This is a genomic window from Rheinheimera sp. UJ51, from assembly GCF_020819615.1.
Taxonomy (GTDB): Bacteria; Pseudomonadota; Gammaproteobacteria; order Enterobacterales; family Alteromonadaceae; genus Alishewanella; species Alishewanella maricola.
This window is the reverse complement of sequence record NZ_JAJHOG010000010.1, coordinates 103,266-116,707: the sequence shown is the minus strand read 5'-3', so window position 1 is coordinate 116,707 and position 13,442 is coordinate 103,266. Positions and strand designations below refer to the sequence as shown.

General features: G+C 44.8%; 13 protein-coding genes. All 13 read right to left on the bottom strand.

The genetic code is table 11. The features are described from left to right. Nucleotides 1-2: 2 nt before the first annotated feature. Entirely contained in the window at nt 3-485 is a 483-nt protein-coding gene (locus LMJ53_RS13040; protein WP_229586854.1) for a type IV pilus modification PilV family protein, read from the bottom strand. 80 nt (nt 486-565) lie between these two features. Beyond that, nucleotides 566-979, bottom strand: a complete 414-nt coding sequence (locus LMJ53_RS13035; RefSeq protein WP_324295611.1) for a type IV pilin protein — start codon at nt 977-979, stop codon at nt 566-568. Nucleotides 980-984: 5 nt separating this feature from the next. After that, complete coding sequence (locus tag LMJ53_RS13025; RefSeq protein ID WP_229586847.1) at nt 985-4,362, bottom strand: pilus assembly protein; 3,378 nt, start codon at nt 4,360-4,362, stop codon at nt 985-987. After that, nucleotides 4,331-4,834, bottom strand: a complete 504-nt coding sequence (locus tag LMJ53_RS13020) for a pilus assembly PilX family protein (RefSeq protein ID WP_229586845.1) — start codon at nt 4,832-4,834, stop codon at nt 4,331-4,333. The genes LMJ53_RS13025 and LMJ53_RS13020 overlap by 32 nt, the downstream gene beginning before the upstream one ends. 5 nt (nt 4,835-4,839) lie before the next feature. Next, nucleotides 4,840-5,826, bottom strand: coding sequence for a PilW family protein (locus tag LMJ53_RS13015; RefSeq protein WP_229586843.1), 987 nt, complete (start codon nt 5,824-5,826; stop codon nt 4,840-4,842). Next, nucleotides 5,823-6,251, bottom strand: a complete 429-nt coding sequence (gene pilV, locus LMJ53_RS13010; protein WP_229586834.1) for a type IV pilus modification protein PilV — start codon at nt 6,249-6,251, stop codon at nt 5,823-5,825. Before pilV ends, LMJ53_RS13015 begins: the two co-directional genes overlap by 4 nt. A gap of 46 nt (nt 6,252-6,297) precedes the next feature. After that, nucleotides 6,298-6,855, bottom strand: a complete 558-nt coding sequence (locus LMJ53_RS13005; protein ID WP_229586832.1) for a GspH/FimT family pseudopilin — start codon at nt 6,853-6,855, stop codon at nt 6,298-6,300. Nucleotides 6,856-6,987: 132 nt separating this feature from the next. Continuing rightward, nucleotides 6,988-7,698, bottom strand: a complete 711-nt coding sequence (locus LMJ53_RS13000) for a LytR/AlgR family response regulator transcription factor (protein WP_229586830.1) — start codon at nt 7,696-7,698, stop codon at nt 6,988-6,990. Further along, nucleotides 7,695-8,744 (bottom strand): sensor histidine kinase, encoded by a 1,050-nt coding sequence (locus LMJ53_RS12995; protein ID WP_229586828.1) that lies wholly within the window; start codon nt 8,742-8,744, stop codon nt 7,695-7,697. Before LMJ53_RS12995 ends, LMJ53_RS13000 begins: the two co-directional genes overlap by 4 nt. A gap of 12 nt (nt 8,745-8,756) precedes the next feature. After that, nucleotides 8,757-9,686, bottom strand: a complete 930-nt coding sequence (gene ispH / locus LMJ53_RS12990; protein WP_229586809.1) for a 4-hydroxy-3-methylbut-2-enyl diphosphate reductase — start codon at nt 9,684-9,686, stop codon at nt 8,757-8,759. A gap of 1 nt (nt 9,687) precedes the next feature. Continuing rightward, nucleotides 9,688-10,119 (bottom strand): FKBP-type peptidyl-prolyl cis-trans isomerase, encoded by a 432-nt coding sequence (fkpB, locus tag LMJ53_RS12985; RefSeq protein ID WP_229586807.1) that lies wholly within the window; start codon nt 10,117-10,119, stop codon nt 9,688-9,690. After that, nucleotides 10,116-10,607, bottom strand: coding sequence for a signal peptidase II (gene lspA, locus LMJ53_RS12980; RefSeq protein ID WP_229586792.1), 492 nt, complete (start codon nt 10,605-10,607; stop codon nt 10,116-10,118). The genes fkpB and lspA overlap by 4 nt, the downstream gene beginning before the upstream one ends. After that, nucleotides 10,607-13,435 (bottom strand): isoleucine--tRNA ligase, encoded by a 2,829-nt coding sequence (gene ileS / locus LMJ53_RS12975; RefSeq protein WP_229586784.1) that lies wholly within the window; start codon nt 13,433-13,435, stop codon nt 10,607-10,609. Before ileS ends, lspA begins: the two co-directional genes overlap by 1 nt. Nucleotides 13,436-13,442 lie beyond the last annotated feature (7 nt).

The window sequence follows — 13,442 nt, the reverse complement described above, 5'->3', positions numbered from 1 at the left end:
CGTTACTCTTGGGCTAAAGATAAACCAGAGCGGCCATTTCCTACCCTACAGGTAGGCGCTACGCCCTTTGCAAATGCTGCATTTTGCTGCCAACTTACCGCTAATTGCAGCTGGCCATTATGCTGCTGCAGACAAAACTGTGGATCGAGTAATAAACCATAACTATGGACAGAGCCCTGCCATTTAGCCTGCCAGCGTGACAAAAGATACTGTCGCGCCTCGGTATATTGACAAGGAAGATTAGCACTGCACTCAGATACAGGCTGTTCAGTAAGCTGAAAATCGCTGGATTTGTGAGGAGAATTAAAACTATGCAGTTGTTGCACAATTTCTTGAGAGAGCGCAATAGCTGTAGTGCGCTGAGTGGCATCAGTAACCCACTTCAGTGCCAGTAGTTGACCAGCTAGCACGCCCAGTAAACCAATTTTGATAATCAGTAAGGTGATCAATACTTCGATCAATGTTGCACCACGCTGCTGCTTCATATTGACCTCGGTTTTTTATCCTCGGAAAATAAACATAGCAGCAGCGGTTAATAGATCAAGTTAATATTGTAAAAATATTGCTACCAGCAAGCTTTAACTGCAGCAGGTGTCACGCCGCCCTTTGCGCCCTTTTGACCCGCATGATTGTACGTTAAGGCCTGACAACCATCATTTTGTAAACTGGTTGGTGTTGCAGCTAACGTATAGGTTCGAGCTGTAGTCGCACCAGAGAAGCCAAAACTATATCGTGCAGACAAATCGGTTGCACACTGCAAGGACGGAAAAGCAAAGCCTGTTGGGTTATAGGTCATATTCTGCGTAAAGGTGCGCTCCATATGTTGCGAATACTCCAATAAACAGGCTGTCGCCGCTGAACGGTTGGCTTTTAACACATACTGCTGATAAGACGGGTAAGCAATAGCGGAAATAATTCCAACAATTGCCACCACCACCATCAACTCAATTAGGCTAAAGCCTTGCTTTATCGTTGTCACTTTTCTCAATTTAACACCTCGCGCCATGAAACTCGGCCTAGCCGTTCGTCAGTATCGACCAATACATCGATAACTTCTGCGTTTTCTAAACCCACTTTCATGATGTCTTTATAAAATATTGGTTCACCAGGCGCACTACTAAAACGCAAACCGCTGGCTGGTACTTTAACACTGTCGACCGTGATCTTATCATCGTCATCTATAATTTTATCGCCATTAACGTCAAAGAAGTTACGCTTTAAACGCTTGCCTTGGTAGGGGTCTATCGCCATTACATACCCGAAGCCTTCCGGTGAACAGATATCAGATGTTGGTACTATTGTATTAACTATTAATGAATTACCGATTAGCTGAGGAGTCGACACTACACGCTCACCACTATCGGGTAAATCCATATACCAACCACGTTTGCCATCCAATGAGCCAACCTCATTCACTGATCTAGCATTACCAACATTAGTGATGGTGCGCTGTGCAAGGTCACTACGTCCACTAATTACCGACGTTTCAATTACCGTGTTTTTATTCTTATTACTATTACCATTGCTGCTACTACCGTCCGTTTCAAAAGGTAGGATTAATCCATACCATGACTGCACACTGGTAGAAGATTGATCACTTTGCTCTAAATATTTACCTGTACCAAAAAATAACCAAGAGTTACCTGTCGTACTGTCAAAGCCAATACTCAATCCACCGGTTACTGATTGTCTGTTGCCAGAAGCGTCTTTAGCCGTAAATAACGGCGAACCACTGTATGCAACTTTACCGTCACTGGCATTTTTCCCAGAGAAATCAAACTGCCAAACATTTCCTTTTAAATCACCAGCAAACACTTTAGTAATAGCACCGGTATTGTCTGCATCAAACCCAACAGGTTGAAACAAGCCATTTGGACTGGCCGCTGTACCGGTATCAACGGTTAATACTGTAGGTGAATCGCCATTCAAAGGCAGCAAAATCAAAGATGCCGTATGATTTTGGCTATTAACGCCGTTACCTAAAATAGCATACCATTTAGCATCTTTGGCTGGTGAACCCAGTTTAGCAATCACCACTTCACCAGTATAATTACCTAACTCAGGAATGCTTCTCTCCCATAACACGCTGTCTTTGGTGAATGAGGCAGGCTGTGTAACATCCAAAGCGAACACATTTTTACCGCCACGACCATTGGTGCCCACTAATATACTGCGCCATTTACCATTAACATAAGCATCGGCAACCGTAGGTGAACCATCAACATAAAACTGATGCTGATAGTCTTTACTAGTCAACGCAGGTAATTTTGGTAACATTTCAAAAGGTACATAGGCAAACAACTCTTGACCATTCAGCGCATTAAAGCCATGTAACATGCCATCATTAGAACCAACATAGACTGCTTTAGTCCGATTTTTATAGGCCGTTAAAAATGGTGCGTAATCTTGTAGCTCGTCTTTGTCCCAGCCACTATAACGTTCGTAAAAACGATTATCAGGTTCACCCACATAAAAGGGTGTTGAGTAAGCGATATCTCCTAATATAGAGTTTCTAACGCGAAAGATGCCACCCGTTTTGTTTAGCTCTTTACTACGATCACCGCGAAGATAATTAACTTGATCTAAGGTTAAAGACCCAACCTTATTCCCCTCAAAAGCTTTGCCTTTATCTTTGCCAACATCATCTGAGTAGAAAATTTTTCGAGTGGTCCAATCCTGACTATCCAATTGTTGACTGGCTTTCCATGTCGGCGTTGTGTTGTTATCTAAACTGTAGGCCCATAAATCGCCGGTCCAATCGCCAGAAAAGAAACGCCCTTGAAACACCTGCTTGGCACTTTCTCTAGTGCTGGTGGCCCCGGCTAAATTTGATGCCGAACCTACTCGCGCCACAATTTGCGTTAATGTTTTGCTTAATTCAGTGGCAAAGGTTAACGGATCTGCCGCACTAAAGAAGCCACCACGACCGTTAACTGAAGCATGTAATAAGTCATCAATTTTTGCCGATGAGGGATCATTAAATGGGTTAGGCCAGTTGATAGCAGATTTTGCAGCTATTGCCTCAAAAGCTGAAACAGGGTTGATAGAACCACTGACCCCTAAACCGACACCAAATGTGACCATATGCTGCCAAAACGCCGGATTTATCGTTGAAGTCGGTACATTGTTTTCTTGCTCTGGACGTAAATCGTTTTTCCAATAGTTCATTGCCACATCGGCTAAAGTATTGCTCACAGAATCTGAGAAAGGGGGGCCAGGTTGATAACGATAAGTAGTATTGTTTTTGCCATTAATCGTTGCCCCTGCGGTATTGTCATTATTGCCAACACTGATTGTCTCTGTACTCCAATAGCCATCGGTCATTAAAATGGTAAAACTTTGACGACAAGAAACAATGGCAGACTGTTGATTAGTTGGATCCTCACGCCATGGCGAACTGGTTTTATAGTACTCTCCAGCATCAACTAATGCTTTACGAAGAGGCGTGCCTCCATTCGCACTCGCGGTATTAAGCCAAGTCATGAACGCTTGTTTACGCGTAGTACCGAATTTTTGTACGCCGCTAATAACCGTACCACTACTATTAAGTGTACCGTAGCCCACTCTAATACCATCTTTTTGTTCCATAAAGGCAACACCGATACCAGCTTTCGCCCCCATAATACGAGTGCGATAATAAGAAAACCAGTTAGCGAAGTTGTTTTTCTGACTGCTCGATACCGTTTCATATTTGTAGCAAAGATTACTGTATTGATTCAAACATAAAGTGGGATTGAAATCATAATAGAATGCTTTGCCCTTATCTGCTGACGGGCTAATGGTAAAACCAAATCGATTTGAACCGCCGTTCTGCCCGTAATAGTAAAAATCATCCATTAAAGCTCTGTAATCTTTATCTAAATCAACTTTTGTCCCACTTTGAGCATAACCATCTACATATGCTGCATTAAAGTCGCTTTGCGGAAAACGGCTTCCATCGGCTTTGAACGGTGGGCTGTATGTTTTAGTTGGATCAAAATAGGCTTTATTTAAATGGCTAGAAGCCAAATAAGCCCGATCAACTGTAAGACTAGAACTACTCAACGCACAAAGGTTGGAGTAACCCGCGAAAGAAACTGTAGAACTACAACTCCCTAAATTACGTCCATCGGATGTTAATCTAATGGCTAATTCATCTGGCATAAAACCCCAGCGCATAGAGCCAGAATCATCTAAGACAAATAAAATATTGGGTTCAACTGAACTGCCGGTTTGCAGCGGCACATTACCTAAGTTCACCGCCGCTTCAGCAGAAGCAATACCAAAAGTTAACGCCAGTAAAAACAACTTTAATTTCGTTTTTTTCATCATCATTTTGTTCATACCAACCTCAACGCCGGTAAAGGGTTTGAATCGTAACATTGGCTCGGTCTGTAAGATTAACTCGAGATGTTACGCGAAAAGTTTCAGCTAAACAGTTTTGTGGGATCGTTGTCGCACGGTCACAGCCTGGAGGCGAAGGGCTAAAGCCCATATATTCAACGATATATTGCGGACTACCTCCTCCCATTTGCTGTAAATTCATTGATGAAGTTGCCCATATTGTTTGAGGATCTAACCAACGCTCAGTGTTGCTTGCAACGGGCACAGGATAAAAGCCCGGTAGCGCCAACAAAGCATTGACACTTGCCGCGCCCTCCAAAATCGCTTCTGCATCTCTAATCCCTGCTTCAGCAAGTTGAAACACCAGTTCACGGTCATACAAATTGGCGGCCATTTTTTCTTGTAAAGCAGTACCACGCATACTCGATATCGCCAATAAGGTAATGGCTAACAACAAAAGCAAACCCACAATTAAAGCAACACCTTGTTGTGTTCGAAAAGATTTTTGCATAACGGCTACTCCACCCTATTCCGAATAGCGACAACCTGACGCATTCGTCGCATATCTTTGAGCAACTTAATTTTAGGGTCATCTAACAGAATTAATTCAATTTCTACTGCAATCACATTAGCCCATTCATCTACACCGATGTTATTGATATCATTTGCAGTTTGATAAGCCGTATTGCCTGAGCGTAAATAACGGAAATTTAATTCCTCAACACCATCGATAATTTCTTCGTAAATTGGATTACCATCTTGAATGTCTACACGATATAAAGAATTTGTATTACGTGGATTTACACCGACATACCAAGCTTGTGATTGCAATGACATCATCATGGCATTAGAAGTAAATTCATAAGGGGTGCCTTTTAAACCAGTACCGTCACACAAAACCGGAAAGCCCAATAATTTTGTACAGTTGCCCGGCGTGCCTTTACCGGTGTTGTGAACTATAGTGCCATTGTTTTGATTGGCATTGGTAACTTGAAAAATGGCTGTATGCGCAGAATCACAAGCTACGATGATGTCACCCTCTTTAATACCGTGATTATCTTTATTCACTTTAAAATTGGCAGAATTTGCAGTATGCGCTTCCACATTGATACTTCTGCCGCCGCCATACATCACTTGTATTGCATCCGTGCCTGGCACACGAGCCGGATTAAAACTAGTGGGTTGACCGTCATCAAAACCCCGAATACCGTTATTCCAACTGGCCCACCAATCTGTATTAGGGTTACTATTTAGCGTATTTGCCATCACAGTACTGTTAGTGCAACCACTAAAACCGGCACTGCGAATATCTCGTGCCATCAACTGGAACACTGCTCTAGAGTTTTCTTGAATAGCCGAAATAGTTTGATTAACTTGATATGTTTGTTGATTCGCCATAAAGATCCCCAGCACACCGCCGGTAACCAACAAGCCCAACGTCATAGCAATCATCAGTTCCACTAAAGACAAGCCTTGGTGCAATTTGATAGGTTCTAAACTCATATGAAAAACCTCGTGTTCATGGTCATGGTTTCACTGCCTTGTAAACCTCGACTGTCATCCCATCTGATACTGACTTCACAAATATTGCCATTACAATTAATTGCACCACAGGCGCTTGGGCCTAACTTTTGCTGCAATTGAGCATGCCATAAGCTCATTTCAGTGCCAGCAATACCTGAACTTGGCATACTCCCCGTGCAGCTTTTGTTGAACACCCCAGTCCTTGCCTGCGGACGAAAAGCGCGCATCGTTTCTTGCATTGAGTCCATAAAAATAACGGCTTGAGTACGATCATAAGCACTTTGATTACTTTTAACGCTGGCATTCTGTAAGGCCGCAAGCCCTAATAAACCTATGCCTAATATCAATACGGTAATTAATACTTCGAGCAAGGTAAAACCGCTTTGCTGTTGTCTATTCATCATTTGTTTCACTCTATAAGTTCTAAAATCTAGCTAGATAATCTCATTACTATTGCGAAGGCTCAGTACAGCCCGTTACGTTATTTTTACTGATACTGACACGTCCGCCTGAAACAAACGCCAAATCACGGCTATTATCTTTTAAAGATGAAGACGAAGAGCAAACGCGTAAGGTGCCAGAAATCGCGGCATTGGCTGAAGAACGAATAAAACCTTGCGAATTAAATACCAGCAGTGGATGCGTACTATTAACATTGAATGTAGTATCAAACATTAATTGCCTAAGTAGCGTTGGCGTACCTGATGTATTGGGACGCATAACTAAAACACCAGGCCATTTACCATTGCTGGTATTACAAGCAGTGCCATCAGCATTGCTTTTACAAAATTCAATATTTTGGTTTAATCGTATAGCCTCACTGCGGGCAAAATGCATCATTGAAAAGACCTCATTCGCCGGCCCAGTGAGTTGATTTGAGGCAACAATACCGTTAAAAGAAGGAATGGCAATCGATACGACTATTGCCAACACCGCAACAGTGACCATTAATTCAACCAAGGTTAAACCGGCGGCTTTTCTAAGAGATAAAAATGAACGTGAATTCATAGCAAACCTATAAATAAAATGCTTACTATCACTTTAATGTAATTACCGTGCAATAACAGTACTATCTGATTAGTGGTTAATTTTACTGATAAACGGTTGGCAAGAAGGACTTTACTGTTAAAAACGGTGGATTTACAGACCTAAAGCATTGCGCAATGGTGTTAATAAGCGACGACTCACTTCAAGCTGAACAGGACATTGCCTTAATGTGACAAAGTGCCGTTGTTCTTTTTGTTGAATGCTGTCAAAAAACAATTTATTAATCAATGTGCTGCGATGGATACGAATGAGATATTGTGGAAAGCTTTCTTGCAATTGCTGTAAACTCAGCTCTAGTAATATTTCATCTTCTGTTGTTACCGCCTTCACATATTTATCTTCGGCTTGAAAATATAATACTTGGGTAACCGCTAATTGCCGCTGCACACCGGCTTGCTGGTAAGACAATACCCCAGCGCTATCTCGCCCACGCAACGGATCGGTAAGTGTGGGTTTATGCAGGCGAGCCACCGCTTGGGCTAAACGGACACTACTGACGGGCTTTAACAAATAATCCATTGGTGCAGTATTGTAAGCATCCAATGCATGCTCAGGGTGAGCGGTAACATAAATCACCGCAGGGGGCAGTGTTTGAGTTGCTAAACGTTCTGCCAATTGCAGGCCATTCAAACCAGGCATCGCAATATCAAGAAATACCACCTCTGGTTGCGCCGCGGCATTTAATCGTAAGGCTTCATCAGCATTGGCGGCTTGCAATATCTCGCTAAATTGCTGTAAATCTGTGAGTAAACGAAACAAGCGCGCGCGCGCTAAAGGCTCATCATCGACAATCAGTGCTTTCATGGCGATTCACTTCCCTCCAGTAACGGTAATACCAACTTTACTCGAAATGTATCCTGCACTTGGCGACAAGAAAATTGTTGTTTGTCGGCAAACAGTAGTTCTAAACGTGCTTGAATATTTTGCAGGGCAATACCATTTTGTTCACGCTGTCGCGCATTTTGCGCGTTAAGCGGATTGGTAAGAATTATTGCTAACTGTTTTTTACCCACGGAGACTTCAACGGTAATGGTTACGGGTTCAAGACTCGGCTCAACGCCATAGCGCACGGCGTTTTCCAATAATGGCTGTAACGTTAAGGCAGGTAGCTTTACCGCAGGCAATACTGCTGGCAACTGCCATGCTACTTGTAAACGATCTCCTAATCGCCAACGTTCTAAAGCAAGGTATTTGCGTGCTAATTCCAACTCTTGCTCTAACGTCAGCAAGCTGCCGGCATGCATAGCAGCACGAAACAAATCAGCCAAATCCAGTAATGCTTGTTCAGCATCCTGTGGTGATTGATGCACCAACTCGGCCAACGCATTCAGGCTATTGAACAAAAAATGGGGTTGAATGCGGGCTTGAAAAGCCTGTAACTCAGCTGAGCTTTGTGCTGCCAATAAGCGAGCGCGCTCTGCATGCATTAACATCAACTGCCCTACTAACAAGCTAACAACCAACGCTAGCGCTAAGTTTGCTAAAACAAAATTAGTAGCCGAATGATAATAAATTAAGACATCTGCAGAAAAATGCCAAGCCATTAAGGATACCCCTGCAGTGATTAACAGTAACACTAAACAGATGACCAGCCATCTGACAACCAACGATTGGCTCACCATTTGGGGCAACAGTGGGCAAAGTACCGCAAGGCTTAACAATGCGATCCAATGAACATATAACGATATAATCCCCAGCCTAAACCAAGGATCAGAAGAAATGCCTGGCGAAAAAGCCAAAAGAATGGCGATAGCTTGCGCTAAAATAAGTAGCCGGAATAACATCTTACCCCGGCATAGAGAGGGTATTTGATAAGGCTGTCGGTAAGAGTGTTTGACAGCGTTATGCATCTTTAACCTAACTCAGCGCAGCTCAGCAGGAATAGCAAACACCACCCCTTCTTCGCGACCTTGCGTTTCCGTGACAGTGTTGCCGCCCCACATTTTTAATTGGGCAATCACATCTCGCACCAGAACTTCTGGTGCAGACGCGCCGGCCGTTACCGCCACTTTAGTGACACCGTCTAACCAGCTTTGTTGAATGTCGTTGGCGGTATCAATTAAATAGGCAGTACAACCTAGTTTTTCAGCTAACTCGCGTAAGCGATTAGAATTGCTGCTGTTTTTGGCTCCCACCACTAACATTAACTGCGCTTTTGATGCCAACTCGCGCACGGCATCTTGACGATTTTGCGTGGCATAGCAAATGTCATCTTTGCGTGGCCCTTCAATGTCTGGGAAGCGTGTTCTTAGGGCATCAATCACATCCGCAGTATCGTCTACCGATAAGGTGGTTTGGCTGCTGTAGCAAAGCAAGGCGGGATTTTTAACTTGCAGCGTATAGACATCTTCTACCGATTCGACCAAGTAAATGCCGCCATCGGCGTTGTCATACTGGCCCATGGTGCCTTCAACTTCAGGATGGCCAGCATGCCCAATCAGAATACACTCGATGCCTTTACGACTGGCACGGGTGACTTCCATATGCACTTTAGTCACCAGTGGGCAAGTCGCGTCGAATACTTTTAAGCCACGCTGTTTAGCCCGCTCGCGCACCGCTTGCGATACACCGTGCGCACTAAAAATAACGATATGGCCATCGGGTACTTCATCTAGCTCATCGACAAACACGGCGCCGCTGCGACGTAAGCCATCAACTACAAATTTGTTATGCACCACTTCGTGTCGTACATAGATCGGATGCTCGTACAACTCTAACGCACGCTCTACAATACTGATCGCCCGATCAACACCGGCACAAAAACCACGAGGATTAGCTAACAAAATGTCCATTTCAGCTCACTTGTACAATTTCGATATTAAAAGTTAGGGTTTGGCCAGCCAGTGGATGATTAAAATCAATCGTCACCGAGTCGCCCACCACTTCACGCACAAGCCCCGGTAACTCAGAGCCATCTGGCATGGCGAAACCAATAATAGAGCCAACCTTGGCTGGAGCGTCTGCCGAAAACTTACTACGGTCAACATAATAAATATTATCAGGGTTTGGCGTACCATAAGCGTCTTCTGGCGCTAGGGTAAAGGTTTTTTTATCACCGGCCTGTAAGCCTAATAATTGTGCTTCAAACGCCGGAGATAAACTGCCATCACCCAGTTGGGTTTTAGCCGGTTTATTGTGCACTCGGGTGCTTTCAGCGGCAGAGCCGTCGGTCAATTTGATATCAAAATGAAACACCACGGTGCTGCTTGAGGTAATCATACTCATTTTTTTGCTCCAGAATCACTGCTAAAACTATCCCAAATTAACAGTGCAGCGCCAATACAGATCACTGAGTCGGCAATATTAAATGCGGGGTAATGCCAATCCTGATAATACAAATGAAAGAAATCAATCACATAACCATAAATGCTACGATCAATTAAATTACCTATGGCGCCGGCCAACACCAAACTTAATGCCAAACTTAGTTTGATTTCATGGCGTTTTAATCGGCTCATCCAAACGGCAATGACCACACTGATCCCGATAGCAATACCGGTGAAGAACCAGCGCTGCCATCCTCCCGCATCACTTAAAAAGGAGAATGCTGCACCATAATTTCGTACATAGGTAAGGTTAAAAAAAGGCAACAACTCAATTGAATCAAATAGGGCCATTTGTTGGTGCACTAACTGCTTAGTCAGCTGATCCAATAGGATCAGCAGCGCAATTAACCACCACCAACGCCATGCAGTTTCTTGAAATAAACGCATTAGGCAAATTCCCGTGTTTCACCTTGGCCACTGACGTTATCAACACAGCGACCACAGATCCCCGGCTGCGCCGGATCAATACCCACATCATGTCGGTGATGCCAACAACGCTCACACTTCGCCGCGCTAGACGCTGTGACCAATACACTTAGCCCCGGAATTGCCGTAGCAATCGCGTCAGCGCTCGGCGCTTGTGCACTAACGGTTGCCGTAGAAGTGATCAGTACAAAGCGTAATTCGTCACCTAACTGCTGTAAGGCTGCTGCTAAACTGGGCTCGGCAAACAAGGTGACTTCGGCTTGCAAAGAGGCACCAATCCGCTCTTCCCGACGTGCCGCTTCTAACACTTTGTTCACCTCGTCCCGCACCTGCAGCAGTTGCTGCCAATAAGCATTACTGAAACGCCCTGCGGGTAACTCGGTGAAACCGCTGTACCACACATCCGTGAACACAAACGCGTGTTGTTGACCCGGTAAAGCTTCCCAGATTTCTTGTGCCGTAAAGCTCATGATAGGTGCCATCCAGCGCACCATTGCCTGCACAATATGATAAAGCGCAGTTTGGCAGCTACGACGCGCTTGGCTGTCTTTGTGAGCGGTATACTGACGATCTTTAATCACGTCTAGGTAGAAACTACCCAGTTCAACAGTACAGAAATTCATCAACTTTTGACTAACCTGATGGAACTGATAGTTGTCGTAGGCATCGATGATCTCTTGCTGTAACTGCGCAGCACGATTAACCACCCACAAATCTAACTCGACCAATTGGTTAAATGGCAGAGCATCAGTTTCTGGGTTAAAACCGTTTAGGTTTGCTAACAAGAAACGCGCAGTATTTCGAATGCGGCGATATTTATCGGCCGCACGATTAAGGATCTCATCAGAAACCGTCATCTCTGAGGTGTAATCCGTCGTTGCTACCCACAAGCGTAAAATGTCTGCACCCAGTTTGTTCATCACATCTTGCGGTGATACCACATTACCTAACGACTTTGACATCTTGCGGCCTTCACCATCAACGGTAAAACCATGGGTTAATACCTGTTTATACGGTGCGCGCTGTTTCATGCTTACGCCCGTCATTAAGGATGACATAAACCAACCGCGATGCTGATCTGAGCCTTCTAAATACAAATCAATCTGCTCAGGCTGATGAAACTCTGGGCGCGCATCCACCACCGCAGCATGGGTAATCCCCGAGTCAAACCAAACATCGAGCGTGTCAGTCACTTTGGTGTAACGCTCACTGTCATCGCCAAGCAACTGTGAAGCATCCAGATCAAACCAGGCTTGAATGCCGCCCAACTCAACTTGTTTCGCCACCAGTTCAATTAAACTGGCGGTTTTTGGATGTAAGGCGCCGGTATCTTTATCCACAAACAACGCAATAGGTACACCCCAGGTACGCTGCCGTGAAATACACCAATCGGGCCGGCCTGCTACCATGTTTTCAATACGTTGTTGACCCCAATCTGGGATCCAGCGGGTTTTGGCAATTTCGGCTAATGACTGTTGGCGCAGCCCTTGCTGCTCCATGCTAATAAACCATTGCGGCGTAGCGCGAAAGATAATGGGTGTTTTATGACGCCAGCAATGGGGATAACTGTGCTTATATGCTTTGTGCAATAACAAAGCGCCAGCCGCCTTTAATGCTTCAACGATAGTGTCATTGGCTTTAAAAACGTGCTGGCCAGCAAACATCGGTGTATCCGGCAGATAAACGCCATTGGCACCGACGGGGTTCGCCACTTCTAAATGGTATTTTTGACCGACAACAAAGTCTTCTTGGCCGTGCCCTGGTGCCGTGTGCACACATCCTGTGCCCGATTCAGTCGTAACATGTTCACCCAGTACCACCGGCACTTGGAAATCGTATAACGGATGCTGCAACTTGACTAAGTCTAGCTGCTTGCCTTGGCAGAACCCCAAGGCGTGATAATGTTCAATATTAGCGCGCGCCATCACCTCTTTCACCAGATCAGTGGCGATAATCAAGCGCTCAGCACCTTGTGGTCCTTGCTCAACCTGCACCAGTGAATAGCTCAGCTCGGCATTAAGCGCCACGGCGCGGTTGGCTGGAATGGTCCAAGGTGTGGTGGTCCAGATCACCACGGCCAACGGGCCATGCCCCCGATGCGCTTCGGGATGATCAAAGCGATCGACGACTGTTTCATCCACGACCTTAAAGCGCACATCAATGGCTGGTGAAATCTTGTCTTGGTATTCCACTTCCGCTTCGGCTAAGGCCGAGCCACAATCGGTACACCAATGCACGGGTTTGAACCCTTGCAACAAATGGCCGTTTTCAATAATTTTACCTAAGCTGCGGATAATATTGGCTTCGGTTTGAAAGTCCATGGTGCGATATGGCTTATACCAATCCCCCAATACGCCCAAGCGGATAAAGTCAGTGCGCTGCGCATCAATCTGCGTTAACGCATATTCACGACACTTCTCACGAAATTCGGCAGGCGTTAATTTTTGTCCGGGCTTGCCGTATTTTTTCTCCACCACCAATTCAATCGGTAAACCATGACAATCCCAACCCGGCACATAGGGTGCATCAAAGTCAGATAACGTTTTTGCTTTAACAATAATGTCTTTAAGGATCTTATTAACAGCATGGCCGATGTGAATATTACCGTTCGCATAAGGGGGGCCATCGTGCAGAATGAAGGTTTTTTTACCCTTTTTGGCCTCACGGATCTGACCATATAAATCGGCTTCGGTCCATTTTGCCAACATTTGTGGCTCACGTTGTGCCAGATTGCCGCGCATAGCAAAAGCCGTTTCTGGTAAATTCAGGGTATGCTTGTAATCGCTCATCCGTTTA